This is a genomic window from Maricaulis sp. (assembly GCF_030149515.1).
In the GTDB taxonomy this organism is placed as follows: Bacteria; Pseudomonadota; Alphaproteobacteria; order Caulobacterales; family Maricaulaceae; genus Maricaulis.
In genome coordinates, this window is record NZ_JASBRI010000012.1 from 59615 (window position 1) to 86277 (window position 26663).

Below are 26663 nucleotides of genomic sequence, written 5' to 3' on the forward strand. Positions count from 1 at the left end.
GCGTGCCCTCAACCGGGCCCGGGGCACAAGACCGGGGAAGGCAAAAAGCGGCAGGACGGGTTGGCAGTCAGGGGCCTTCGGGGACAGGCGGTTCCTCGACGCCATCCTCGGCAGGCGCCTCGGCGGCCTGGTCTGCCCGCTCTCTTGCAGCACGCTCGGCAGCCGTGCCTTCGAAAATGCGGCGCAACAGGCCGGGCGCGAAGGCCGACAAGGGATTGGCGAAAACGGTGAGGCTGTCGAACGGGCCTTCGACCGAATAGGTAATTCCGATCACTCCCTCGCCGGGCCGCGAGACCAGGAGATCGCCAATAACCGGAACCTCCCCGAACAGCGAGTTGAGGACATAGGACGGCGCCAGATTGCCGTCGATGGCGGCCTGCTGGACCGTGAAATCGATGGTCCCTGCCGCTGTCACACCCAGCGAATTGCCGGCTGCCCGGGCCTCGCCGATGGTCAGCAGGCCGTCCTCGTACAGAATGTCGGCCTCCACGCGCTCGAACGTGATGCCCTCGCCATTGAGCAGGGCGGCCAGACCCTGGAACGAGCCGGCGGCGAGAATGCGCGCCAGGATCGGTACGCGCACAAGGGTCAGATCGGCGATTTCGATACGAGCTGTCAGCGGCCCGTCCGTGCCGAGCGGCGGGGCCGATCCAAGCACGGCCAGCTGGCCACCCAGGGCGTAACTTTCCAGGCCGAACAGCGACGCGATACGTTCCGCCGACTGCGCCTGCACCCGGAATTCGCGCGCGCCCCCTTCCTCGCTGGCACCGAAAAAGGCCTGGAAAGGTCCGTCGACCGTCCGGCCGGACAGCGAAACCGCGCGCACGCCGGCGGTTTCGCTGCGCCAGATCAGGCTGAAGTCATCCAGCACGCTGCGTTCGGACAGAATCAATCGGCCCACATCCACTCCGGCGGAAAGCGGCGTGACGGCACCACCCTCTCCGAAGGAGGCGATTTCGCCAACGAAATCGCTGACATCGACATAGCGTCCGGACAGACGCAACTGGATGGGGGCGCCCGCTTCCGCAGGCACCTCGACGCGGCCTTCCACATCGGCGAGGCCGTCCACAAAGAAGCGCTCGAGAGCCACAGTTTCCAGCCGGCCGGCAGCGCTCACCCGTGCAGAGGCCGCAATATCGAGACCCGGTGAGCGAATCTGGACGCTATCAAGCGAATAATGCCCATCCTCGTCCGTAGTTACCGTGATATCGGCCGTGCCCGGTTCCCCGGGCGCCTTTGACCAGACACCGCCCGGAGCCTCGAGCAGGGCGTTCTCGAGATCTGCATGGATCCCGACCGACCGGAAGTCGAGCCCGTCGGATACGGCCGAAGCGGTGATGTGCACAGGCCCGTCGAAATAGCGCCGGACCGGCAGGTTGAACGCATCCAGTGTGTGCGCGCTTACATCCGCCTCCAATTCGATACCCGTCGAGGGCGCATCATCCGGCAGGCCGAACGTTTCCGTCCACCGGATCCTCACCGGTGTCTGCTGGAACTGGGCACTGCCGGTCGCTTCAAGACCATCCTGACGCGCCGATATATCCACTTCGCCATCGGTCAGTTCAAACGGCGTGCCGGGAATATTCAGGCTCGCATCGGCAAACCGCCCGGTGACAAAGAAGGGTATATCCTCCGGTGGCACATCGGTCAGCATCGCCCGCCGGATTTCGAAGGACATCTCACCATGGCCGCCAACAAGCTGCGGATCCATGCCGTACTCCGAGGGCAGATGTAGCGGCGGCTCGTCGATGAGGGCAAGAATGTCCGCCGCTGCCCCCCGGGCGATACCGCCATAACGGGCCATGGCCCCTTTTGGATTGAGGCGCGGAATATCGACATAACCCTCGGTGATCTCGATATCGCCGATACGGCCGCTCTCCATCGCCACTTCGAAAGCGTTGCCGCGCAACACCGCCTCGCCGCGCGCATTTTCCAGGGGCGACATGGTGGAAATGTAAAGGACCGACGCATTCTCGAAATCGAAACTGAGCGTCATGCGCTCATTGTCCATTCGCCCGGCTTCGAGGTCTTCCGCGCGCAGATCCAGATCGAAATGGGCATTGTAGAAGCGGCCGCCCAGTATGCGCTCATCCACCCATTCGCGGGCACTGTCTGCAAGTTCGACGGGCCAGTAGGCCAGAACGGTTTCCGGCTGCACATCGCCAGCGATTGGTCCGGACAGGCGAAGATTGGGCAGCCAGGTGCCGTCCTCGCCCTGTTCAAGCGACGCGCTGCCAGCCAGTCCGGCACGAATGGAATCCACGGCCAGTTCGAGGCGTTCGAAGTCGACGGCATGTTCATCAAGGCGCAGCGTGCCGGCCGCCAGGAGGGATTCCCATCGCGGATCCCGTTCGAACACATCGCCGAGATCGACAAATCCCTCTCCCACGCGCACCTCGAAATCGCCCCGGGTCGGGACGACACCCCGATAACCGCCAAGATCGGTCACCTGTCCCTCGAATGAGATCGCAAACAGGTCGGACATAAACCGGCCTTCATGAATACTGAGCACGGATTGCACCGGGTCGAAGCTCGCCGACAGTTCCGCACCCTGCATGGCGCGCTGCTCCCCACCTGTCAGGATCGCGCCTTCGCCCACATTCAGAACGATCGATGCCGCACGAATGCCGGTATCCCGCGCGGCGTCGACGACGATGTCCAGATCGACCGGCGCATCCAGAGCCCGCAGCGGTGCCAAAGGTCCGCTGCCGGGCAACACGCCGGAGGGCGAAAGTTCGTCGAAGCGCATTTCGAAAAGCAGGCTTTCCAGGTCCGCACCGGCCTGCAGCCGCAATTCGACCGGAGCAAAACCGGACGGCGTCGCCAGAGCGCCGGCGACTTCGGCAACAATCAGGGCATCGTCTCGTTCGAAGTTGATACCGGCACCGTCGACCAGCCAGGCAGTTCCGGTCTGTTCGTCAACGATGCGGACGGCGGCCTGCTCGATCCGGACATCGCGCAAGCGGCCGAGCCGGTCCGTCGCCGCCCGGGGCTCGGCCAGAATCTCGAACAGGCTGGCACTGTCGTCCCCGCCGCGCTCGGGCATCCGGGCATTCGCAGCCACACGCGCAACCCCGCCCAGGCCTGCGCCGACAGCCCCGTCCGCCCGCCGGACCACCGAGACGGACCCGCCCTCGATGTGGATCGAGACGGGTTCGAGCCGGCCCAGCAGGAGCGCGTCGACTGCCAGCCCGGCCTCGATTCGCGGAGCGCGCGTGATCACATCGCCTGTCCGGTCGGCCACCGTGACGTCCTGTGCCGTCAGCATCAGTGCCCGCTGTTCGGCATCGAACCAGGCTTCGAGCCGACCCAGGGCAACGACATCGCCTTCGAACGCATTGGCCAGCATGACCTGTGCGTCCTCGCGCAGGAAATCGAGCTCGACCGGTCCGCTGGACAAGCGCCAGAGCACGGCACCGATCCCGAAGATCGCCAGCGCCAGCAGCACGGCGACGGCTTCGAGAAAATAGATCAGGCTCCAGCGCAGGGACTTCCGCAGCATCACCCCCTCCCGACCGCAGCAGCGGTACTGGACGCCTGGGGTTGAACGCGCAATTTACACTCTACTGCCCGCGGCAACCGCAACAAACGCAAGAGGGATAGGATGAGCGAACTCAAAACCGGCGACCTTGCTCCGACATTCAAACTGCCCGCCGACGGCGGCGGCGAGATCGATCTGGCCGCCCTGCGCGGCAAAACCGTTGTGCTCTATTTCTACCCGAAAGACGATACGCCTGGCTGCACAACACAAGCCATCGACTTCACACAGGCGCGCGCGGACTTCGACAGGGCCGGCGCGACAGTCGTCGGCGTTTCCAGGGACAGTGTGAAGAAGCACGACAGGTTCAAGGCCAAGCACGACCTGGCGGTTCAACTCGGCGCCGACGAGGACGGCACGGTGTGCGAGGCCTATGACGTATGGGTGCTCAAGAAAATGTATGGGCGCGAATATATGGGCATCGAACGCTCGACCTTCGTCATCGATGCCCAGGGCCGGATCGCCAATATCTGGCGCAAGGTGAAAGTCAAAGGCCATGTTGACGAAGTGCTCGACGCGGTACGTGCCCTGAAGGGATGACCGTGCCCACGCTCTTCCAGCTGGCGCGGCGGGTCCTGGACACCGCCGAACCGCGCGCCAAGGCGGCGGCTGCACGCGAGGCGGCGCGGCTCTGGCGCGCGGGCATGCTGCCGGCCGGTGCGGCGCCCGGGGCGCCGGCGCGGCCAGCCCGCCCTGCCAGGCCGGAACTGGTGCAGCCGGGCAAGGTACCGCGCCGGAGGCTGAACACTCGAACCGGGCGGGCAGCCTTGCTGCATGCGATCGCCCATATCGAATTCAATGCCATGGACCTCGCCTTCGACATGCTGGTGCGGTTCGGGACGGACCCCCTCATTCCCGCGACGCAACGGGACGAATTCCTGTCCGACTGGACCGGCATCGGCGACGACGAGGCCCGCCATTTCGTCATGATCGCCGACCGTCTCGAGGAATTGGACAGTCACTACGGTGAACTGCCGGCTCACAACGGCCTGTGGGACGCGGCCATGGCAACATCCGGTTCACTGGCGGCCCGTCTCGCGGTCGCGCCCCTCGTTCTGGAGGCCCGCGGACTGGACGTCACTCCCGGCATGATCGACCGGCTCGATTCTGCCGGGGATCGGGAAAGCGCGGAGATTCTGCGGGTGATCTATGCCGAGGAGATCGGCCATGTCGCCGCAGGCGTGCGCTGGTTCAGAACCGTTTGCACGCGGCTCGGGGAAGACCCCGAAACCCACTTCCAGGCGCTGGTGAGCCGTTACTACAGGGGCAATCTGAAACCGCCCTTCAACAGCGGCGCCCGCGAGCGGGCCGGTTTTCCGGCCGATTTCTACCTGCCGCTGGCCTGATCCGGCGTGCCTCTTGCATGGGAGTGTATTGATATCCGGCGGGCTTTTGTGTCACATGCTCGCGCAGGGGTTTTGGGGCAGGCAGTATCCGAGCGACGTAGCGCATGTTTTCACGAGTGAAAGAAGCCGTTTGGGGTACGGCGCAGCGCTGGTTTCCGGACCGGCAGATCTATCATCGCAGCGATGGTCAGGTTCGCTACTTCGCGATCTCGACCGGCGTTCAGATCGGGGCCCTGCTGAGCGCGACCGTCCTGGCGGGATGGCTTTGTTTCACCACGGTTTCTGTCGCCTTCCACGGCCGCGCCCTCGCTGCCAAGGATGCCGAGCTTGAGCGCGAGCGGATCAATTATCACCGCATGGTCGCGGAAGCCCAGGCCAATGAGGCCACCGTCATCTCCTTCATGGAATCGCGCATGGAGGAGTTCGACCGCACCGCCTACGAATTCCAGATGCGCCACGAGACGCTGCGCCAGCTGGTGGATTTCGCCGAACAGCTGACCGGCCAGGACATGGAGCCCTCGCCCGCACTGGACGATGGCCGCGTGCTGATGGCGGCAACCCCCGCCGACCCGACACCTCGAGAAGCCCGCGATCCCCTGGTCAATGTCGCCGCCCTCTCCTCCGACGCGCCGGAGGACCAGATCTCCTACCTCATGGGCGAACAGGACACCGTTCTGGCCCAGGCCGAGGACGCCACCGAGGCCCGCCTGCAGAACCTGCGCGCTGTCCTGCGCCTGACCGGACTGAACATCGAGGACGTGATTGCCGAGAATCGCGAAGGCGAGGAACGCGGCGGTCCGTTCGAACCGATCTCGGCCAGCGACTTCATCGCCACACCCTCCTCCGCCGCCGGCGTCGAGCTCGACGATGCCTTCTCCTCGCGGATCGCACGGATTGCGGCACGTCTGCTGGAAGTCGAAGAGCTGGAAGAGTTCGTGGACGCCGGCCCGCTGGGCGTGCCGATCGGCGACACCTATCGCCAGACCAGCGATTTCGGCGTTCGCATCGATCCGTTCAACGGCCGTCCGACCCCGCATCGCGGCATGGACTTCGCCGCCTATCGCCGCGCGCCGATCATTGCGACGGGGCCCGGGCGGGTGATTTACGCCGGCTGGCGCTCGGGCTATGGTCGCTGCGTGGAGATCGACCACGGTTACGGCTTTGTCACCCGTTACGGCCATCTCCACGAAATCGCAGTGCGGCGTGGCGATACAGTTGAACGCGGTCAGCGCATCGGGGGGATGGGCTCGACCGGGCGGAGCACCGCCACGCACCTGCACTATGAAATCTGGTACAATGGATCGGCCATCGATCCGGAACGCTTACTGAGAGCCGGCCAATATGTTCAACAAGGGTAACAAAGACCAATCGCTTCCCGAGACGGGAGCGCAACACAGCGCCCCTCCGAAAAGGACCGCCATGGAATCGAAAGCTCCCTCCATTCTCTCCAGCGACCTCGTCCTGACAGGGTCGATCGTTTCCGACGGTGAAATCCAGCTCGACGGCACGGTCGACGGCGATGTGCGCGCCGGCTCGCTGATCATCGGCGAAGAAGCCTCCGTGAGTGGCGAAGTGTTTGCCGAGACCGTCGTGGTCCGTGGCAAGGTGACGGGCAGCGTGCGCGCCCGCCAGATCCAGCTGGCCTCGACCGCCCGCATCGAGGGCGATATCGTCCACGCCGCCCTGTCCGTGGAAAGCGGCGCCTTCTTCGACGGCCATTGCCGGCACTCCTCCGATCCGCTGAAGGATGGCGGCCAGAAATCGGACAAGCCGAAGACCGACAAGACCGAAACGATCTCGAAGTCCGGCACCACCGACACCAAACCGCCGGCCCCGGCCAAGAGCTCCGACCCGCTGGCCGATCTGGAACCGCCGGTGGCGGCCTCCAAGTCCGGCTTCTGATCAGCGGACACTGCGAATTGAAACGACCGGCGGCGCCAAGGCACCGCCGGTTTTCGTTTGTCTGACGCTTTGCAACAAGCGCCAGCAGCCCGGATCAACCGAACTGCTCGCACACGGCACGCACTGATCGCTGGCTAGCGCAGGGTGTCTTGCAGGAATTCCAGCGTGGCCTCCCATGCGTCTATTCCCGCACGGGAATTGCCCGCATCGGTGCCACCGCTGCGCCCCCGGCGCTCCTTGGGCGGCAGGTTCGCAACACCGTAGGATTGCTCACCGCCGCCGAAATTGTGCCCGGCATCGGGAAAGCTCAAATGGCGCACATCATTCGGGAAATCCAGCCGTCCCAGACGCCGGACGATCGCCCGGGACATTTCCCCTGACGGCCAGATACGGTCATCGTCGCCGCTCAGCAGGAGAAGCGGCCCGTCGATCCGTTCGACGGGGATCGCCGCCTCACCGGGCTCGTCCCCATCGCCGGAGCGGAAGGCAAGGGCCTGGTTCCCGATGGACCAGGCCGAGGCGGAAGGGCCGTAGGGATAGGTCGCCGGGGTTGCCGTTACGACTGAAGACGGAGCCTCGGCAACGACCGCCCGGATGCGGTCGTCGTGAGCGGCAAGCAGCAGCGCGAGCTGGGCTCCATAGGAGCGCCCCATGACGGCGATCCGGGACGCATCGACCCGCGGATGGCTTTCCAGCCGGTCGAACGCCGGAAAGAAGCGCTCAAGGGGCAGTGTCTCCACAAAATAGGCCGGCGTTCCCTCCGCTCCGAAATAGGCGATATCGAGCGCGGCATATCCTCGCGAAGCCAGCAGGGCTGCGCGCTCGCCATTCGAGCCGCCGCCGCTGCCGCCGAGCACAACCACCACCGGAAGCGGCCGGGTGCCGTCGTCGGGCAAATACAGTGTCGCGGCCAGGCCGGACACCGGCAGCGCTTCAGTGGAAATCCCGGACGCTGCGCGCGGTGACAACCACCGCACGCCCCGTTCCGCCAGCACATGCCCCGTGGCATCGGACAGCCGGATCTGCACATCGGCATCCTGTGACGTGTGGAAACGATCTCCGCCAACCATCGACCAGAAGGGTCCGCTGGCCTGCACGCCCTCATAGGTGCCCCGGACCGGGGCGTCCGTCGCGGGATCGACAATGCCGTCCGGGCCCGCACGATAAACATTCTGGCTCCACCAGCTCTGCCCCGCACCATCCGTCGCCGTCACAGTGAGGACAGCCTCCGACCCCGGCGGCAGCCCGCTGACCCGCAACTCGCTCGCCCGATCGAAAAAGAAAGCGTCGGCAACGGCATGAATGGCGACATCCGAACCGGCGCGAGCAACCGGGATCGCGAGCGCTTGAAGCACGATGACGAGTACCAATGACAGGAATTTCATCCCCCACCTCGCTTTTCCGCGACGCCAGCGCCCGCGATGTTCCAGTGGTTTTCGTGCCGAGGCAAGGCGGAGTGCCCTACAGCCCCAGGCCGTCCCGGACAGGTTCGATCGCAAGCACGATGCGAGGGCACGCATCCGCCGGATGCCGGGCGCATGGGGCCGGCCTCGGCATTCCATTTTCCGGACCATATAGACTTGTTTGTTTTTTAAACTTGTCTGCTGTATACGGACCCTTCAATCACACGGGAGCCCTCCATGTCGTCCACCCGAACCCTTCGCGCAGATGCCGGCCAGACCGGCCGTCTGCATGCCCTCGACGGGCTGCGCGCAATCGCCCTCCTGCTGGGCGTTGTCCTTCACGCAGCCATGTCCTTCATCCCCGGACCGCCTATCTGGATTATCCAGGACAGCCAGGCCGCCACACCCTTCGCCCTCGCCTTCTACGTTCCACACATCTTCCGCATGACGCTGTTTTTCCTGATCGCCGGTTATTTTGCCCGCCTCGCCGCTCACCGGCGCGGGCTGGGCGGTTTCGCAATCGACCGGGTCAAACGCATCGGAATGCCGCTCGTCACGCTGTGGCTGCCGCTCTTTGCAGCCATCGTGATGGTCGTGATCTGGGGTGCTATCAAAGCCAATGGCGGGACGCCCCCGGACGGCGAAACGCCGCCACTGACAATGCAGACCTTTCCCCTCACCCACCTCTGGTTCCTGTATCTGCTGGTCATCTTCTACGCCGTAAGCCTGCCGCTGACGGCGCTGGTCCGCGCCATCGACCGCTCCGACCGCACCGGCCGCCTGATCGACGCCGCCACGGGCCTTCTGGCCCGCACACCGTTTGGCGCCGTTCTGCTGGCCGCGCCGCTGGCGGTCTGGTTCGCCATCACGCCGGTCTGGATGCAGTGGTTCGGCATCGCGACGCCCGATACGGGCCTTGTGCCCAACACCGGGGCGCTGATCGGCTACGGCACGGCCTTCGCTGCCGGCTGGGCCGTACACCGCCGCAGCGATCTGGTACTGAACTGCTGGAAGCGGGCCTGGCCCATCAATCTGGCCGCGGCCGGGACGCTCACGGCCCTGTGCCTAGCCTGGACCGGCGTTCAACCACTGCTGATGCCGGCCGAACCGGGCCAGGACCGCATCCTCTATGCCGGTGCCTACACGCTGGCGATCTGGACGTGGACCTTCGGTCTCTCCGGAGCCGCCCTGCATGTCCTTGCCCGCGAGAACCGCGTCTGGCGCTATCTCGCCGACTCCTCCTACTGGGTCTATCTGATGCACCTGCCGCTGGTGATGGCCCTGCAGGTCGCCCTGTCGGATCTGGCCCTGCCCGGCCTTGCCAAACTGGCGATCATCCTGGCTGTCACGATGGCGCTGCTGCTGGCGAGCTATCACCTGCTGGTCCGGCACAGCTGGGTCGGCGGCTGGCTCAACGGCAAACGTCATCCCAGGCGGCGCGATACACCGCCCGCGACAGCGCAAGCGGGCAACGCCGCGTGAATCGTTTCATACTCGAACAGGTGCGGCGCTTTCGCGCCGCACCCTTCCGGAGACAGACCTGCCATGTCAGATGATCTCATCAACGCCAGAGCCGACCTCGCCTTCCTGCGCAGTATCGCGGAAAGCGACCCCCATCCGAGTGCCGCCTTCGGCGTCCTGCTGATGACCGCCGGGCTGTTCTACGGTCTGGAAACGCTGTTGCACTGGGTCGGCACGGCGGGACTCGCTCCCGTGCCCGCCTGGGCCCACCTGGCAGCTGCCATCATCGCGACCGGCGGCTTTCTGGCGGTGCTGGCGGTCGTACTCTGGCTCAACCACAAGCAGACCGACACCGGCACCGTGACACGCCGCGCCTACGAGGCCGCCTTCCAGGCTGCCGGTCTGGCCAACATATCCATGGTCTGCGTGTTCGCCTTCAATGCCGTCAAGGCCGGCGATTTCATGATCTGGCTCTACTATGTGCCCGTCGTCTTCGCCATGCAGGGCGGCGCCTGGTTCGTGGCGGCAAGCCTGCGCCGCAAGGCCTGGTACGGAATTGTCGCCCTGGGCTGGTTTCTCGCCGCCGTCGCCCTCGGTCTCACCATAGGGTCCGGGCTGTTCAATCTCGTGACCTCGCTCTCGCTCTTCCTCCTTATGGCACTGCCCGGCTTTGTCATGTGGCGTACGGCAATCCGGGCCCGCTGAGCGCACCGTCATGACCGCATCGCCATTCGACCAGATCGACGAGATCATCCACGGGCGCCTGCGCCTGGGCGTGATGACGTATCTGGCCCATGCCGAAGTGGCGGATTTCACCGAGCTCAAGACCGCGCTCGGCGCAACCCAGGGCAATCTCTCCATCCATCTTCGCAAGCTGGAAGATGCCGGCTATGTCGCCATAGAAAAAAGCTTCATGGGCCGCAAACCGCTGACCCGGGTGCGTATCACGCGGAAAGGATCCAAGGCCTTCGCCCGTTATGTCGAGGCGATGGCCTCCCTGCTCGGCAAGGCGGGCGAAGACGGCCCGGGCTAGGCGTTTGCATCCTCGTCGCCGCCGACGCGGGCAGCCAGGGCGGCTGCCATGAATTCATCCAGATCGCCGTCCAGCACGCCTGACGTGTTGGACGTTTCCACATTGGTGCGCAGATCCTTGACCATCTGATAGGGCTGCAGGACATAGGAACGGATCTGGTGGCCCCAGCCGATCTCGGTCTTGCTGTCGGCTTCGGCCTGGGCCGCTTCCTCCCGCCTTTGCAGCTCGATCTCGTAGACCCGGGCGCGCAGCATGTCCCAGGCCTGGGACCGGTTCTTGTGCTGGGAGCGGTCATTCTGGCACTGCACCACGATCGGCCGCTCTTCGCCGGGCATGTCATAGGTCAGGCGTACGGCGCTGTCGGTCTTGTTGACATGCTGGCCGCCCGCGCCCGAAGCCCGGTATGTGTCGGTGCGCACCTTGGACTCGTCAATCTCGACCTCGATCGCATCGTCGATCTGCGGATAGACACCGACCGAGGAAAAGCTGGTATGGCGCCGGGCGCTGGAATCAAACGGCGAGATGCGCACCAGCCGGTGCACGCCGCTTTCCGTCTTCAGCCAGCCATAGGCGTTCTCGCCCCGCACGAGCAGGGTCGTGGATTTCAGCCCGGCCTCTTCGCCGGCCTGTTCCTCCATCACCTCGACCTTGTAGCCGTGATCGCCGGCCCATCGCGAATACATCCGCGCCAGCATGGCGGCCCAGTCCTGGCTCTCCGTGCCGCCGGCACCGGAATGGATTTCCACGAAGGCATCATTGGCGTCGGCCTCGCCGGACAGGAGGGCTTCCAGCTGGGCCCGCTGCATGCGATCGGCCAGGCGTTTGAGACCGGCAACGGCCTCGTCCACCATCTCCTCATCGCCTTCCATTTCCGCAAGCTCGACGATCTCGACGGCATCGGAGAGCTCGGTCTCGGCTTCGCGGATCGTCGTCATCGCGCTTTCCAGCCGGTTGCGCTCGCGCATCAGGACCTGGGCCTGCTGGGGATCGTTCCAGAAGCCCGGATCCTCGGATCTGGCGTTCAGTTCGTCGAGGCGTTTCTGGGCGGTATCCCAGTCAAAGACGCCTCCTCAGCAGGCCCACCGCCTGCTGGATTTCGTCGGACAGGGTCTGGATGTCAGCACGCATGGCCTAGCGACCTCTTCGAGGCTTTGTGAAAGCGAGTCACGATTGAGGTTCATGGAGATAAAGTCAGCACGAGGACGAGACAAGACGGTCAGTACAGACCGCCCAGCTCGTCGTCATTGTCTTCCTCGCCCTCTTCCCCCGCCTCGTCGGCGAGCAGGAGTGCGAGCGGATCGTCGCTGACCGTGGCACGGGCAAAGGACAGGCCGCTCTCATCCTCCTCGGTATCGCGCGAGGGTTCGGTCCCGGGGCGGAAGGCCTCCAGGATCACGCCGGGCTGGCCCAGCGCGCCGGGTTCGCCGGACTGGCGATCGACCGGCACCAGGCGTACGCCCTCGGGGACGCGGAAGGGGGCCACCGGATAATTCTCCAGCGCCGCGGCCAGGAAGTCCCGTGCGATCGGCGCGGCCACACGGCCGCCGGCCTCGCCATCACCCAGCTGATAGGGCGTGTCGAATCCGACATAGACGCCGACCACCAGGTCGGGGCCGAAGCCGACGAACCAGGCATCCCGGAAATCGTTCGTCGTGCCGGTCTTGCCGCCCAGCGGCCGGCCCAGCGCGCGCAGCGCCGTACCGGTACCGCGCTGCACCGCGCCCTCCAGCATGTGCACGACCTGATAGGCGGTCACGGGGTCTACGACCTCTTCGCGCACTTCCGGGAAGACCGGTTCGAGCAGATCCCCGGACCATGTCTCCACATCGCAGGTCTCGCAAGGCAGGACCTCGTGGGCGTAGATCGTCTCGCCCGACCGGTCCTGCACCCGGTCGAGAATCGTCGGTTCCACTTCACGGCCGCCATTGACCAGGGCGGCATAGGCTGCCACGAGCCGTTCCAGCGTGGTCTCGCCCGCCCCCAGGGCCATGGCCAGGACCGGTTCCATGTCGTCATAGATGCCGAAGCGCTCGCCATATTCGACGATGGGCTGCATGCCCATTTCCTGGGCCAGGCGTACCGTCATCACATTGCGCGACAGTTCCAGACCCAGGCGCAGGGTCGACATGCCGTAATACCGGTCGGAATAGTTCGAGGGCATGTAGAAGCGCTCTTCCGGCCCGCCGGATGCGACGAAGGGCGCATCCAGGATCAGGCTGGCCGGCGTATAGCCGTGGTCGAGCGCAGAGGCGTAGACAAAGGGCTTGAAGGACGAGCCCGGCTGGCGCCGGGCCTGGGTGGCGCGGTTGAACTGGCTGTGCTGGAAGGAATAGCCGCCCACCATGGCCAGGACACGGCCGGTATGCGGGTCCATGGCGAGAATGCCGCCATTGATCTCCGGCACCTGGCGCAACCCGTACTGGCCCTCTTCGTACTCGTCCTGACCGGCGATCGAGGCGACGAGGATCACATCGCCCTCGCCGAGCACCTGCGAGGGCCGGCTGACGACCGGACCGAGTTCGCCGTCGGGCCGGGTTTCGCGTGCCCATTCCAGCGCGGACATCGGGATTTCGCCCTCCTCGCCGCTCATCAGCCCGATCCGGGCCGCCGAAGCGGTCGTGCCCAGAACAACGGCCGGCATCCAGCCCTCGTCCAGATCGCGCGGTGTTTCCACGGCAGCGAGACGCTCTTCCCAACCCTCGCCCGGCTCGATCGTCTCGAGGGGGCCGCGATAGCCGTGACGGCGGTCATAGGCCTCCAGACCGTCACGCAGGGCCCGCCGGGCCGCCAGCTGCATCGACGTGTCCAGCGTGGTGCGGATCGACAGGCCGCCATCGTAGAGCTCGTCCTCGCCATACATGGAGAAGACCTGGCGGCGCACATTCTCGACGAAATACTCCGCCGCGGTATAGGTGGCACCGGACAGGCGGTCGACAACCTGCAGCGGCTGCGCCCGGGCCTCCTCGGCGGCCTCGGCCGAGATGTAGCCATTGTCCAGCATGCGGCCGATCACCCAGTTGCGGCGGGCAATGGCCTCTTCGCGGCGGCGCTCGGGATGGTAATTGGCCGGACCCTTGGGCAGGGCCGCCAGATAGGCGATCTCGTGCAGTTCCAGTTCGTCCAGCGACTTGCCGAAATAGTTCAGCGCGGCCGCCGCGACACCGTAGGCGCGGTTCCCCAGATAGATTTCGTTGAGATAAAGCTCGAGAATCTCGTCCTTGGTGAAGGCCCGCTCGATCCGGCGCGACAGCACCATTTCGCGAACCTTGCGTTCGATGCGCTGCTCGGAGGACAGGAGGAAGTTCTTGGCCACCTGCTGGGTGATCGTCGACGCGCCCTCCAGACGGCGGCCGTTGAGAACATTGCCGATATTGGAGACCGCCGCGCGGATAATGCCGCGCAGGTCGAGGCCGCCATGCTCGTAGAAATTCTTGTCCTCGGCCGAGATGAAGGCGTGCACCACATTCTGCGGAATATTGTCGATCGGCACGAAGACGCGGTGCTCGCGCGCATATTCCGCGATCAGCAGCCCGTCGCCGGCATGCACGCGGCTCATGATCGGCGGCGTGTATTCCTCCAGCTGCCGGTGATTGGGCAGATCGTCGGTGACGCGCACGACATAGACCGCAGCGGCGATGAAGCCGACCAGCGCCAGGACCGCGGCAGCAATACCGCCCCAAAGCGCCATACGCATCGTGTTACGCAGTGTGAAAAGTCTCATTACGCCCTCTGGCCGCTCTACCCGCTGGACAGCTGTATCCCAGGAGCATGACACCGAGGCGGCATTATGGCCGCGCAGATCGTCAGATTAAAGCGATTCAGCGCGCCGGAAGTGCAATCGTGTCCGAGTCGGCGAAGACATCGTCTCCGCGATTGGCGAAATAATCGTCGATGCCGGAGACGATCGCCGCCATCTGGCGGCGGCGGGCCGACGCGGAATTCAGGTTGTTCTCGTCGGTCCGGTTGGTAAGGAAGCCCATTTCCACCAGCACGGCCGGGACACGCGGGTCCAGAAGGACAAACAGGTTTGCCTGACGATGCGGGTTGGCCAGCAAGGGACCGGCATTGCCCAGATGTTCCAGCAGCACTTCGGCGAAGGCGGAAGACTGGTTACGCTTTTCGCGCAGTTCGAGCTCGACGAGGATATTGTTCACATCGACCTGCGCGGTGTGGTTGGCGTCCTGGCGGGCGCGCTGGCGGGCCCGGCTTTCAGCCCGGTCGTTCAGCGTATAGACCGCCGCGCCGTGAACGCTCGAGCTCGACGACGAATCGGCGTGCAGAGAGATGAACAGGTCGGCGCGCGCCTCGGCCATCACGCCGACGCGCTGTTCCCATGAGGGATAGATGTCGCGGTCGCGGGTCAGCAGGACTTCATAGCGCCCCGTCGCTTCGAGCTGGCGGCGCAATTCACGCGCCGCTTCCAGAGCGACGTCGCTCTCATGTGTGCCCCGGGTGCCGATCGAACCGGGATCGCGGCCGCCATGGCCGGGATCGACCACGACAACACGGCGTTCGCGCTGGGGCGGCACATAGACCGCTTCCACCCGTTCCGCGATCAGCGAATCGAGACTGGAGGCATGGCCAAGGGCAAAGCCGGACGCCGACTGGAAGGCATCGTCGGAGGCGCGCTCCACGTCGATGACGAGCCGGTGATTGCCCCCGTTGTGCGCCGGGTCGAGAGCGAACTGGCTGACGATAACGGCCGGATGTTCCAGTTCGAACACGACGCGCGAGGACGCCGCGGAATTGTTGAAGAATCTGAACGCGTCGACCAGGCCGTGGCCGACACCTTCGCCGGCGGCAAGACCGGTGACGGACCAGCGCATGTCCGGCAGGTCGACCACCAGCCGGTCGGACAGGCCGTCCAGCGTAAAGGCACGGAAATCTGCGGGTTCGGCGGTTTCAATCACAACGCGCGTACGCTCGCCGTCGACACCGAAACGGATGTCGCGAACTTCCTGGTCGGCCCAGCCTGCCCCGCCCAGGGTCAGGATCCCCGCCAAGACTGTCATGATTTGTTGAACGCGCATATCCACACCATCGTCACTGCCGCGATTCTGTCCACGGCTTTTGCGTCACCTTATCGCGCGGAGCTTGACGTTTGGTTGATGCGGCAGCCCTGTTTTTCCACGCAAGATGGCAACGGCGAGAGACACTTTTCTTCCCGATTGGAATGTTGCATGTTGCCAACAGCTTGGCGACACCGAGATTTCGATGTCGAAACCCGTGCCGCCCGGCAGGTTCCGGCCGCGCCCTGCGAGGCCCGCCGGCTTCACTATCGCCGCTTCGGTTCTTATGTCTTGTCCGAAGCCCCGACCGCCGCGCCCGACGCCCTTCAGACAGGCCGGGAGGCGCAAATGGTAACTGCTGATGCGCGAGGAGCGCCTGATGCACAGTCATACGACTACAGGCTGCCCCCCGTCCGTCGCACCCCCGCCGCCGCGTGTTGCGCGTCCCGCCGAGATCGGCCGGACGGTCCTGCCGGCGTGCGCAGGAGAGACTTTTAATGTCCAAGAAAATGTTGATCGATGCGGGTCATCGCGAAGAGACCCGCGTCGTCGTCGTCGACGGTTCCAAAGTTGAGGATTTCGATTTCGAGGCGGAAGCCCGCCGTCCCATTCGCGGAAACATCTACCTCGCCAAGGTCACGCGCGTAGAACCGTCCCTGCAGGCGGCCTTCGTGGAATATGGCGGCAATCGCCACGGTTTCCTGGCCTTCAACGAAATCCATCCGGACTACTACCAGATCCCCTATGAGGACCGCCTCGCGCTGGCCGAAGAGGAAGCCTCGGTCGTGCGGGCCGACGAGGACGACGAACCCGTCGCAGCACCGGAAGCTGACGAGGCCGGCACAGGCCGGGCCGATCCCGATTCGGATGCCGGCGACGCGGAGGACGCTCCGGAAACCATCGGCGACGACAGCGACGATGATGTCGATGACGCCCAGGCCGCGCGCCGCCGCCGCCAGATGTTCCGCAAATACAAGATCCAGGAGGTGATCAAGCGCCGGCAGATCCTGCTGGTCCAGGTCGCCAAGGAAGAGCGCGGCAACAAGGGCGCCGCGCTGACGACCTATCTCTCCCTGGCCGGCCGCTACTGCGTGCTGATGCCCAATACGCCGCGGGGCGGCGGCATTTCCCGTAAGATCTCCAACGCTTCGGACCGCAAGCGGCTGAAGACCGTGGTCAACGAGCTGGAATTGCCCAAGGGCGTCGGCCTGATCATCCGCACCGCGGGTGCCAGCCGCACCAAGACCGAGATCAAGCGCGACGCCGATTACCTGCTGCGCCTGTGGGAGAATATCCGCAGCCTGACGCTGCAATCGGTGGCCCCGGCGCTGATCTACGAGGAAGGCAATCTGGTCAAGCGCGCCATCCGCGATCTCTACGACAAGGATATCGACAGCGTGCAGGTCGAGGGCGAAGAGGCCTACAAGGAGGCGAAAGCCTTCATGAAGATGCTGATGCCCAGCCACGCCAAGAAGGTGCAGCACTACAAGGAAACCGTGCCGCTCTTCCTGAAGCACCAGGTCGAGGCCCAGCTCGAAGCGATCTATTCGCCCATCGCGCCGCTGAAATCCGGCGGCTATATCGTGATCAATCCGACGGAAGCCCTGGTCTCGATCGACGTTAATTCCGGCCGCGCCACGCGCGAGCGCAATATCGAGGCGACCGCCCTCAAGACCAATCTCGAGGCGGCGGCGGAAGCCGCCCGGCAGATGCGCCTGCGCGACCTGGCCGGTCTCATTGTGATCGATTTCATCGACATGGATGAGAACAAGAATAATCGCGCCGTCGAAAAGAAGATGAAGGACGTTCTCAAGCGCGACCGGGCGCGCCTCCAGGTCGGCCGCATCTCCCAGTTCGGCCTGATGGAAATCTCGCGCCAGCGCCGCCGCACCAGCCTTCTGGAAGGTTCGACAAAACCCTGCCCCACCTGCCGCGGCTCGGGCCATCTCCGCTCGACCGAATCGAGCGCGCTCGTCGCCCTGCGCGGTCTGGAACGCGAGGGCACGCGCGGCAAGTCCAAACGGGTCCGGATCTCGGTCCCGACCGATGTCGCGATCTATATCCTCAACGACAAGCGCGATCATCTGCTGGCCATCGAGACCCGTTTCGCGATGCGCATCGCGGTTGCTGCCGACGACACGATCCTGGCGCCGGAATTCACCATCGAGGCCCTGGAAAGCCGTGAACCGGGCGAGGAATTGCCGGTCGCGCCGCTGTCGGTCGAATCCGTCGAGGAGATCGAAATCCCCGGCGAGGCCGACACGGTCGAAGACGAGGATGAGGACAATCGCGAAGGTTCGGGCCGCCGCCGGCGCCGCCGGCGCCGCCGCAAGGGCGGAGGTTCGGACGAGGCGCCTGCCGCCATGGATGTGATTGCCGTCGAGGGCGGCGACACGGCCGAGAGCCCGGACGCGAGCGACGAGGACGGCAGCGATGATGGCGAGGACCAGCCGCGCCGCCGCCGGCGCCGCGGTCGCCGGGGTGGCCGTGGCCGCCGGCGCAACGAGGCCCAGACCGAAACACAGGCCGAGTCTCAGGCTGAAACGCCGGACACCGCCCAGCCGGCCGACGCCCAGGCAGAGGCAGAGGCAGAGGCAGAGGCAGAGGCAGAGGCAGAGGCAGAGACAGAGGCGCCGGCCGCCAAGACGGTGAACGAGGCTCCCGCCGAGACGGATGCCGAAGCCGGAACCGGGGACAAGCCCAAACCGAAGCGCCGCACACGCCGCAAGAAGACCGGGTCCGCTGAGGCCGGAAGTGAGGTCGCGGAAGCGCCCGAAACGGCTGCCGGCGCTACGGGCGAAACGGCCGAAGAGCCCGCTGCGGAAGAAAGGCCCAAACGCCGCACGCGCCGGCCGCGCAAGAAGGCGGAAGACACTCCGGCCGAGGCCGGGGCCGAAACCGCGGCCAGGGAAGACGGTGCCGAGGCGCCGGAAGCCGGGACGGCGCCGGCAGCGGAGGACAAGCCCAAGCCGAAACGCCGTCCGCGCCGCAAGAAGGCGGAGGACGCTCCGGCGGCCGAGGACGCAGCCGGCGGAGATACTCCTGCCGGGGACACACCGGCGCCGTCGCCGGCCGCAACCGAAACGACGGAACCGGAGGAGCCCGCGCGTGAAACCGAAGCCGCCACGGCCGGCAGCGACGCCGGAGATGAGGACGCCAAGCGCCCCAAGCGCCGTGGCTGGTGGAACCGGACCGGCCTGTTCGGCGACTGATATCGCAGCCGGGCTGCAGATCTTGATTTGCGGCCCGGCTGCCTCCAACTTCGATGGCGTGCCGGGAACACGCTGTTATCATGATAAGGGCGGGGGACGAGTAGTGGAGGCAGGATGTCGATCCTGAGAGCCATCGCCACAGCCGCCAGCCTCGCTGTGGCAACACATGCACCGGCGCTGAGCCAGTCGCTCATCCGGGACACCGAGATCGAGCACGTGATGCGTGGCTATCTCGACCCGATTCTCGAGGCGGCCGATCTCAATCCGAGCGATGTCGACTTCTATCTCGTCGCCGACCCCGAGATTAATGCCTTCGTCACCGGCGGGCAGAACATCTTCATGCATACCGGAATGATCGTCGAGGCCGGCACGCCCAACCAGCTCAAGGGCGTTCTGGCGCACGAGACCGGTCACATCACCGGCGCCCACCTCGCCCGCTCCGGCGATGCCATGGCCTCGGCCCAGGTGCCGATGTTCGTCAGCCTCGGCCTCGGCGTTCTCGCCGCCATGGCCGGCGAAGGCGGTGCAGCCGGCGCACTGATGGCGTCGAGCCAGCAGTTCGGCGCCCTCCAATACCTCACCTACAGCCGGGCTCAGGAGGCCGGCGCGGACCAGGCGGCACTGCGCATTCTCGAACGGGCCGGCGAGTCGCCCAACGGGCTCGTGACCTTTTTCGAACGCTTCCGGTATCAGGAAGTGATGTCGCAGCAGCGCCGCTTCGCCTATTTCCGCTCCCACCCGCTGTCCTCGGACCGGATCGCGAACCTGCGCAGCGGAATTGCCGAATCCCCCTATTCCGGCGACACGGATTCACCGGAGGAGATTGCCACGCTTCGCAGGATGCAGGCGAAGATATACGGGTTCCTCGTGGCCCCCGAATTCGTCTTCTACCGCTACCCCGAGAGCGATACCTCCCTGCCCGCCCGGTATGCGCGGGCCGTCGCCTACTATCACGATGCGCGCCTGAACCGGGCTCTCGAAGAGATGCAGAGCCTGCTCGACGAGGAACCGGACAATCCGTACTTCCACGAACTGCACGGCCAGATGCTGTTCGAAAGCGGACGGGTGGAAGCCTCCATCGCGCCGCACCGGCGGTCGGTGGAGCTGGAGCCGACCGCGCCGCTTCTGCGCATCAATCTAGCGATCGCCATGATCGCGACAGAAAATCCGGCATACCGCGAGGAGGCCGCTCAGCATCTGCGCGTCGCCCTCGACATGGAACCGGACAATGCCTTTGCCTGGTACCAGCTCTCGATCCTGCACGAACGCAATGGCGACACCGCACTGGCCGAGCTCGCCGTTGCCGAACAGGCGTATGCCATGGGCGATCGCCTGCGTGCCCACCAGTTTGCGGCGAGGGCCCGCCAGGGCCTGGACCAGGGCACACCGGCCTGGATACGGGCAACCGAGATACAGGCCGTCTCCCAGCCCAGCGAGGAAGAGCTGCGGCGGATGCGGCGCCAGCGCCGCGACCGCACCAATTGACGGGCCGACACCGTGCCGCCCCCGCCCGCCGATGACGGTCGCGACGGACCGGTTCTGAGCCTGCGCTCGGTCGACGCCCTGGCGTCGGTCGGCCGGCAGGCCTGGGACGCCGTCGCCAATCCGCCGGATGCCGAGTACGACCCCTTCCTCAGCTGGGATTTCCTGGAGGCGCTGGAGGCCTCGGCTTGCGTCGGCGGGGAGACGGGCTGGATTCCGCGCCATCTCGTGGTCGAGGACGAACAGGGCCGGCTGGCCGGCGCCCTTCCGCTTTACGTGAAGTCCCACTCCATGGGCGAATACGTGTTCGACCACGCCTGGGCCGACGCCTTCGAGCGGGCCGGCGGGCAATACTACCCCAAACTCCTCACAGCCGTGCCCTTCTCGCCCGTCACCGGCCGGCGCATCCTGGCCCGGGAACCGGGTCTGCGCCGGGCTCTCGCCGCCGGCGCCGTTCAGACCGCACAACAATGGGGCGTGTCCGGCTGGCACGTGAATTTCCCGCTCGCGGCTGAATGGCGCGAACTGGGCGAGCTCGGCCTGCTGCAGCGCACGGACCGCCAGTTCATCTGGACCAATCGCGGTTATGAAACCTACGAGGATTTCCTGGCCGACCTGTCCTCGAGAAAGCGCAAGGCCCTGCGCAAGGAACGCCGCGAGGCCCAGGCCGGAATCGCGATCGAGCGGCTCAGCGGCGACGATCTGCATCCCCACCACTGGGACGCGTTCTTCGCCTGTTACCGGGACACCGGGTCGCGCAAATGGGGCTATCCCTATCTCAATCGCGAATTCTTCGACCTGTTGCATCAGCGCCTGGCCGACAAGGTCGTACTGGTAATGGCCAAGGCGGACGGCCGCTATATCGCCGCCGCGCTCAACCTTGCCGGCTCGAACGCGCTTTACGGGCGCTATTGGGGACGTCTGGCCGACCACCCCTTCCTGCATTTCGAGCTCTGCTATCACCAGGCCATCGACATCGCCATCGAGCGCGGGCTGGGCCGCGTCGAGGCCGGCGCCCAGGGCGAGCACAAGCTGGCCCGCGGCTACAGGCCCCAGCCGGTCTATTCGGCCCATTTCATTGCCAATGACGGCTTCCGCGACGCCGTCGCCGGCTTCCTTTCGCGCGAACGCGCGGCGGTCGAGGCGGACATCGCCTTGCAGGATCTGGAGAGCCCGTTTAAGTCGGACCTCAAAGGGGGAGACACGCCATGAGCCTTCACGGTCAATACGATCCGGACAATATCTTCGCGAAAATCCTCAGGGGCGAGATCCCGTGCGTGAAGGTTTATGAGGACGAGCACGTCCTGTCCTTCATGGATATCTACCCCCAGGCGCCGGGCCACACCCTGGTCGTCCCGCGCGAACCCGTACGCAATGCGCTGGAAATGACCGACGGGGCTCTGCAGGCGGCCATCGTGCGGGTGAAGCGTATCGCGAAGGCCGTGAACACGGCGCTCAAGCCCGACGGAATCGTCATCACCCAGTTCAATGGCGCGCCGGCCGGCCAGACCATCTTCCACGTCCATTTTCACATCATTCCGCGCATGGACGGTGAAGCGCTCGGGCGGCATGGCGGCGGCGAGGCGGACATGGATGTGCTGAAGGAGCAGGCGGCAAGGATCGCGGCGGCGATCGAAAATCCCTAGCCGGCGCGCCTGAGCTCGCCCTCGAAGGTCAGGATCAGCAAGAGCGCGATGATCGCTCCCTGCAGGGTAAACGAGAACATCGCCCAGGCATCCACCGCCACCATCGAGGAAAACAGCGTATTGCCGCCCATGATGACCCATTCGCCCCGGTCGAGGGCGAAGGACAGGATGAAGGCCGGCAGGGCCAGCCGGAGACGCGCCAGCACCAGTCCCAGAACGACGGCATTCATCGCGACATGGGAAAAGAACAGCGTCTCCTGCAGCGGTGTCAGCGATTCGACGAAAGCCTCCGCCCGGGCCGGGTCCGGCCAAAGCCGCAGCCGCGCCGACAGGTCATGCAGCGCCCAGTAGCCGCCATAGATCACCTGGATACCCACGCAACCGACCAGAACGCGATAGAGCACGTCCAGATGCCGCATCCGGCTCCCCCCTTTGATCTGCGGACGAGTTTCGATTGAAGGCCTGAGTCTCGGCACCTGTCACGCCGACAGGACGGTGCCTGCCATGCCTGGTGCGGCACCGCTCTGCTTTGGCCCGGGAAACGGTGTGGGTTCCCTCCTCCCCACGTCTCCCGGCCGGAGCGCCGGGGTCTGCCGCGCGGCCGTGTCGTCCGCGTCTTCGATCAGGAGGTCCCGGCCGCCTCGACCGTCATCCCAGCGCGTCCAGGAACACGTGCCCGTAATCCGCCAGTTTTTTCGGGCCGACCCCCTTTACCAGGCCCAGCTCGTCCAGGGTCTGCGGCTTGATGCGGCACATCTCGATCAGGGTGGCGTCGGAGAAGATGACATAGGCCGGCACCTGGCGTTCGGCGGCGAGTTTCTTGCGCAGGGTTTTCAGGGTGGCGAGCAGGCCGGCATCGATATCGCCTTCGGCCTCGGCGGCCTCGATGCGGCGCTGGCGCCTTTCGGTCCTGATCGGTTTGATCTCGCGAATCTCGAGCTGCGCCCGCCCCTTGAGCACATGGTCGCCGGCAGCGGTCAGTTTCAATGCACCGAAGCCTTCGATGTCCAGGTCGAGATAGCCGCCGGCCAGGCACTGGCGCACCAGGCCCTGCCAGAAGGATTTCGGCCGGTCCGCCCCGACGCCGTGCGTGGGCAGGCGGTCATGGCCGCGTTCGCGAATGCGCCGGGTGTCGGCCCCGCGCACCACATCGACAATATGCGCCGCGCCGAAACGCTGGCCTGTGCGGGCAATGGCCGACATCAGCATCTGCGCCTCGCGCGTGGCGTCCACCAGTTCGGGCGGGTCGAGACAGGTATCGCAATTGCCGCAGGCCCGGCCATCGGGCTCACCGAAATAGGCCAGGAGCGCCAGACGCCGGCAGCGCGTCGCCTCGCAATAGGCCAGGAGCGCATCCAGCCGCTTGTGCTCGCGCCGCTTGTGCCCCTCATCGCCGCTGTCATCGTCGACAAACTGACGCCGCATGCGGGCATCGGACAGGCCGTAGAACATCATGGCCTCGGCCGGACGCCCGTCCCGGCCGGCCCGGCCGATCTCCTGATAATAGGCCTCCATGGAACCGGGCATGTTGAGGTGCACGACATAGCGGATATCCGGCTTGTCGATCCCCATGCCGAAGGCGATCGTGGCCACCATCACCACGCCCTCCTCGGCCATGAAGGTTTCCTGATGCTCGCGCCGGAGTTCGGGCGACAGGCCGGCATGATAGGGCAAGGCGCGATATCCCTCCGAGACCAGCAGGCCGGCAATCTCCTCGGTCGACTTGCGCGACAGGCAATAGACGATGCCGGCGGCGCCGCGCCGGACATCCAGAAAATCCAGCAACTGCTTCTTGCCGTTCGACTTGGGCTCGACCGCGAGCGACAGGTTCGGCCGGTCGAAGCCGTGCACCACGATCTCGCCGCTCCCGCCGAAGAGCCTGGCGGCAATGTCCTCGCGCGTGGCCGCATCCGCCGTCGCCGTGAAAGCCGCCAGCCGGGCCCCGGGGAAACGGTCCTTCAGGGCGGCGAGCTGTTCGTATTCCGGCCGGAAACTGGCGCCCCACTTGGAGATACAATGCGCCTCGTCGACGACGAAGAGCGCCGGCGCCAAGGCGTCGAGCGCGCCCAGCATGCGCGGCGTCATCAGCCGTTCCGGCGACAGGTAGAGAAGCTTCACCTCACCCGCCCGGACGCGTTTCCAGTCGGCGACATTGTCGGCCCGGTCGCGGCCGGAATGGATCGCCGCCGCGGCCACACCATTGGCCCTGAGCCCTGCGACCTGGTCGTCCATCAGCGCCGTCAGTGGCGAGACGATAATGGCGGGCCCGTCCAGCAGCAGGGCCGGCACCTGGTAGCACAAGGATTTTCCCGCCCCGGTAGGCATCACGCACAGGGTCGGCGTACCGGCGAGAATATGCGCAACGATATCGGCCTGGCCGGGCCGGAACTCGTCATAGCCGAAGACGGAGCGGAGGATGGAAAGCGGATCGGACATCGCACCCAGCCTAGCCAAGCACGATGCCGTCCGCAGTGTGATTGTGCACACATTCCCCACCTGGCCGGGGCCGTCACACGTGCGGGCTCCACATCACCAGCCAGGCCCCGAATACGCCGAGAGCGGTGACGACCGCAGCGGCGAGCATCACCCCGGCCATGCCGAGCTTGACCGTCAGGGCACGGCAGTCACAGGCGCGCAGATAGAGTTCCAGGATCGCCCAGGGCAAAAGGAAACATGCATAGGCCAGCGCGTAATCCGCCGGACCGTCCATCCGTTCGCCGATACCGGCACCGCCGGTGGCGATACCCCAGGCCATGTAGCCGACACGCAGATACCAGACGCCGCTGACGAAGATGAAAAGCCGCATGGCCCAGCGCCGGTGCCGGTCGATCTGGCGGCGGCGGATGAAGTGCAGCGCAAAGGCCGCGGCGACGAGGATCAGGATACCGTCGATCGTCGTGGCAAGGCCTGTCACATCGTTCAGACGCGTGCCCCGTCCCCAGATCAGCACGATACCGCCCACCGCCATGAAGACGCTTACGGCCAGAAAGGTGCGCCCCATCCAGCGGTGCAGGACGGGCAGCCGCTGACGCAGTTGCGGGATCAGTTGCAACGTGCCGCCCAGCGTGACCACCGCCGCCAGCAGGACGTGGCTGATAAAGCCCAGATTGCCCGGCAGGTCGCCCTCGGTGAAGCCATGGATAAGCCCGGTCTCGTCCCAGCGCTCCCAGGCACCTGAAACGGTTCGCGGTACATAAGCTGCGAGAATGTAATAGACAAACAGCCATTGGCCGGCGACGACCACCAGGAACCAGAGCGCTCCTGCGCCTTTCAACAAGCGCTGGGCGAGCGCGATGGGTGGCAACGGTGCGGATCGCGCGATGGTGTCGGACATGACAAATCCCTTTGAACACGGCGCAGCACAGCGCCCGGATATGCGGGATTGGCGGCGGATCGATGCCGCTTGTCTTGCCGATTTGGAAATCGGCTAAACTGGCGTCTTCCGTGTGCAGGTTTGACTGGCGCCGCTGGCACGCCGCATGCTTGCAGAAACGCCGACGCCGGGAGTCGAGACATGCTGGAAATCGCGGGTGCCATAAAGCTGGCAGTAGCCGGTCTCGCCCTGACCTGGATCATTGCCATCGCTGCCATGCCCAAGCGCTCCCTCCTCCACCTGACCTGGGCTGTTTTCTGCACCGGGCTCACCGCCGTCATGTTGCGTGAGGTGTTCGGCGGCGCACTGGGTCCGGCTGCACCTCTGGTCATCATCGCCGGATGTGGTACCTGCAGCGTTTTCTGGCTGGTCGCCCGGGCTCTGTTCAGGACTCATACCGTCATCGGTCCCGCCGAACTCATGCTCGTGGCGGGTATTTTCGCGCCGACCGTGATCGACCAGGCCGTCCTCAGTCCGCTCATGCCGTCTGCGGTGGAGGCCGCCTACTTCCCGGCGGTCGCCGGCGGGCTCGACGGCTTCCAGACGCTCCTGAGCTCGACAGTGCTGGTACTCGCCTTCTGGGAAGGCCTGCGCGGCTGGTCCAGCCGTCTGACGGTCAATGAACGCCGGCTGCGGCTGCTCTACCTGTCGACCTTCGGCCTGGGCGTATCGACCTGCGTGATGCTTCTGGATCATGGCAACGCCCCCTTGCCCGCCGAACTCATGGCCGGCATCCAGGCCGCCTGCGCGTTGGCGATCCTGGTCGTGATGAGCGGTGCCATCCGCTATCGTGCTGCCCACCCGCTAGTGCCGGAGACGCAGACCCGCGCAGCCGGTCCGGCCAGTGAAGATGACCGCGCACTGGGGCATCGTGTCCGGGATATCCTGGCACGCGAGCACCTCTATCTCGATCCGGATCTGAAGGTCGCGGGCCTTGCCCGGCGTCTGCACGAGCCGGACTACCGGATAAGCCGGGCCATCACCGCCGGACTGGGCGAACCCAATTTCAACCGCCTGATCAACCGCTACCGGATCGATCACGCCATGGAACAATTGCACGCGCCCGCCAGCGCGGACCTGTCCATCCTGGAAATCGCCCTCGACAGCGGCTTCGCCTCAATCGGTCCGTTCAACCGGGCGTTCAAGGACGTCACCGGCCAGACCCCGCGGGCCTTCAGGGCCGCCGGACGCGATGCGCCGCCGGGCCTCGCCGCAGAATAGACCCCGAATAAAAAACGGCGCCCCGGTGGAGCGCCGT

The 26663-nt window shown here is 65.6% G+C and carries 20 protein-coding genes; 12 read left to right on the forward strand and 8 right to left on the reverse strand.

The annotated features are described in order from the left end of the window. Window positions 1–67: 67 nt before the first annotated feature. A complete protein-coding gene (locus tag Q1U94_RS04955) occupies window positions 68–3502 on the reverse strand; it encodes an AsmA-like C-terminal region-containing protein (protein ID WP_300542408.1) in 3435 nt (1144 codons plus the stop codon). A 102-nt stretch (window positions 3503–3604) separates the two neighbouring features. Between Q1U94_RS04955 and bcp the strand changes: the two genes are divergently transcribed. From bcp to Q1U94_RS04975, 4 genes are all read left to right on the forward strand, one after another. Further along, window positions 3605–4078: a thioredoxin-dependent thiol peroxidase gene (gene bcp / locus Q1U94_RS04960; protein WP_300542409.1), complete on the forward strand. Its 474-nt coding sequence runs from the start codon at window positions 3605–3607 to the stop codon at window positions 4076–4078. Then, complete coding sequence (locus tag Q1U94_RS04965) at window positions 4075–4884, forward strand: ferritin-like domain-containing protein (RefSeq protein ID WP_300542410.1); 810 nt, start codon at window positions 4075–4077, stop codon at window positions 4882–4884. Before bcp ends, Q1U94_RS04965 begins: the two co-directional genes overlap by 4 nt. 116 nt (window positions 4885–5000) lie before the next feature. Continuing rightward, window positions 5001–6242 (forward strand): peptidoglycan DD-metalloendopeptidase family protein, encoded by a 1242-nt coding sequence (locus Q1U94_RS04970; protein ID WP_300542412.1) that lies wholly within the window; start codon window positions 5001–5003, stop codon window positions 6240–6242. Between the two features lie 61 nt (window positions 6243–6303). Further along, entirely contained in the window at window positions 6304–6786 is a 483-nt protein-coding gene (locus tag Q1U94_RS04975) for a polymer-forming cytoskeletal protein (RefSeq protein ID WP_300542414.1), read from the forward strand. A gap of 134 nt (window positions 6787–6920) precedes the next feature. Here Q1U94_RS04975 and Q1U94_RS04980 read toward each other — a convergent pair whose 3' ends face one another. Next, window positions 6921–8171, reverse strand: a complete 1251-nt coding sequence (locus tag Q1U94_RS04980) for an acyl-CoA thioesterase/bile acid-CoA:amino acid N-acyltransferase family protein (RefSeq protein ID WP_300542415.1) — start codon at window positions 8169–8171, stop codon at window positions 6921–6923. A 255-nt stretch (window positions 8172–8426) separates the two neighbouring features. On the opposite strand from Q1U94_RS04980, the gene Q1U94_RS04985 reads away from it, so the two are divergent. From Q1U94_RS04985 to Q1U94_RS04995, 3 genes are all read left to right on the forward strand, one after another. Continuing rightward, window positions 8427–9671 carry an acyltransferase family protein gene (locus Q1U94_RS04985; RefSeq protein ID WP_300542417.1) on the forward strand — a complete coding sequence of 415 codons (1245 nt, stop codon included), beginning with the start codon at window positions 8427–8429 and terminating at the stop codon, window positions 9669–9671. A 63-nt stretch (window positions 9672–9734) separates the two neighbouring features. Further along, entirely contained in the window at window positions 9735–10355 is a 621-nt protein-coding gene (locus Q1U94_RS04990) for a hypothetical protein (RefSeq protein ID WP_300542419.1), read from the forward strand. Between the two features lie 10 nt (window positions 10356–10365). Next, on the forward strand, window positions 10366–10683 hold the full coding sequence (locus Q1U94_RS04995; protein ID WP_300542420.1) for a transcriptional regulator: 318 nt from the start codon (window positions 10366–10368) through the stop codon (window positions 10681–10683). Here the strand turns inward: Q1U94_RS04995 and prfB are convergent. The 3 genes from prfB to Q1U94_RS05010 form a co-directional block, all read right to left on the reverse strand. Further along, a protein-coding gene (prfB, locus tag Q1U94_RS05000) for a peptide chain release factor 2 (protein WP_300542422.1) occupies window positions 10680–11811 on the reverse strand; the annotation gives its coding sequence in 2 pieces (ribosomal slippage) (window positions 10680–11741 and window positions 11743–11811; 1131 coding nt in all). The genes Q1U94_RS04995 and prfB overlap by 4 nt on opposite strands. A gap of 88 nt (window positions 11812–11899) precedes the next feature. Then, complete coding sequence (locus tag Q1U94_RS05005; protein ID WP_300542424.1) at window positions 11900–14404, reverse strand: penicillin-binding protein 1A; 2505 nt, start codon at window positions 14402–14404, stop codon at window positions 11900–11902. A 97-nt stretch (window positions 14405–14501) separates the two neighbouring features. After that, on the reverse strand, window positions 14502–15713 hold the full coding sequence (locus tag Q1U94_RS05010) for an N-acetylmuramoyl-L-alanine amidase (RefSeq protein ID WP_300542425.1): 1212 nt from the start codon (window positions 15711–15713) through the stop codon (window positions 14502–14504). 476 nt (window positions 15714–16189) lie between these two features. Here Q1U94_RS05010 and Q1U94_RS05015 point away from each other — a divergent pair, with 476 nt between their 5' ends. The 4 genes from Q1U94_RS05015 to Q1U94_RS05030 all read left to right on the forward strand — a co-directional run bounded on the left by Q1U94_RS05015 (window position 16190) and on the right by Q1U94_RS05030 (window position 22032). After that, a complete protein-coding gene (locus Q1U94_RS05015) occupies window positions 16190–18904 on the forward strand; it encodes a ribonuclease E/G (protein WP_300542426.1) in 2715 nt (904 codons plus the stop codon). Between the two features lie 114 nt (window positions 18905–19018). After that, the gene (locus Q1U94_RS05020; protein WP_300542427.1) at window positions 19019–20389 is read left to right on the forward strand and encodes a M48 family metalloprotease; all 1371 of its coding nucleotides are present in this window, start codon (window positions 19019–19021) and stop codon (window positions 20387–20389) included. Window positions 20390–20401: 12 nt separating this feature from the next. Next, window positions 20402–21598 (forward strand): GNAT family N-acetyltransferase, encoded by a 1197-nt coding sequence (locus tag Q1U94_RS05025; RefSeq protein ID WP_300542428.1) that lies wholly within the window; start codon window positions 20402–20404, stop codon window positions 21596–21598. Further along, entirely contained in the window at window positions 21595–22032 is a 438-nt protein-coding gene (locus Q1U94_RS05030; protein ID WP_300542429.1) for an HIT family protein, read from the forward strand. Before Q1U94_RS05025 ends, Q1U94_RS05030 begins: the two co-directional genes overlap by 4 nt. Here Q1U94_RS05030 and Q1U94_RS05035 read toward each other — a convergent pair. The 3 genes from Q1U94_RS05035 to Q1U94_RS05045 all read right to left on the reverse strand — a co-directional run bounded on the left by Q1U94_RS05035 (window position 22029) and on the right by Q1U94_RS05045 (window position 25366). Continuing rightward, window positions 22029–22451, reverse strand: coding sequence for a hypothetical protein (locus Q1U94_RS05035; RefSeq protein ID WP_300542430.1), 423 nt, complete (start codon window positions 22449–22451; stop codon window positions 22029–22031). The genes Q1U94_RS05030 and Q1U94_RS05035 overlap by 4 nt on opposite strands. A 229-nt stretch (window positions 22452–22680) precedes the next feature. Beyond that, window positions 22681–24468 (reverse strand): DNA helicase RecQ, encoded by a 1788-nt coding sequence (gene recQ / locus Q1U94_RS05040; RefSeq protein WP_300542432.1) that lies wholly within the window; start codon window positions 24466–24468, stop codon window positions 22681–22683. Between the two features lie 73 nt (window positions 24469–24541). Then, window positions 24542–25366: a DUF2306 domain-containing protein gene (locus Q1U94_RS05045; protein WP_300542433.1), complete on the reverse strand. Its 825-nt coding sequence runs from the start codon at window positions 25364–25366 to the stop codon at window positions 24542–24544. A gap of 180 nt (window positions 25367–25546) precedes the next feature. Between Q1U94_RS05045 and Q1U94_RS05050 the strand changes: the two genes are divergently transcribed. Further along, complete coding sequence (locus Q1U94_RS05050; RefSeq protein WP_300542434.1) at window positions 25547–26626, forward strand: AraC family transcriptional regulator; 1080 nt, start codon at window positions 25547–25549, stop codon at window positions 26624–26626. The last annotated feature ends 37 nt before the right edge of the window (window positions 26627–26663 follow it).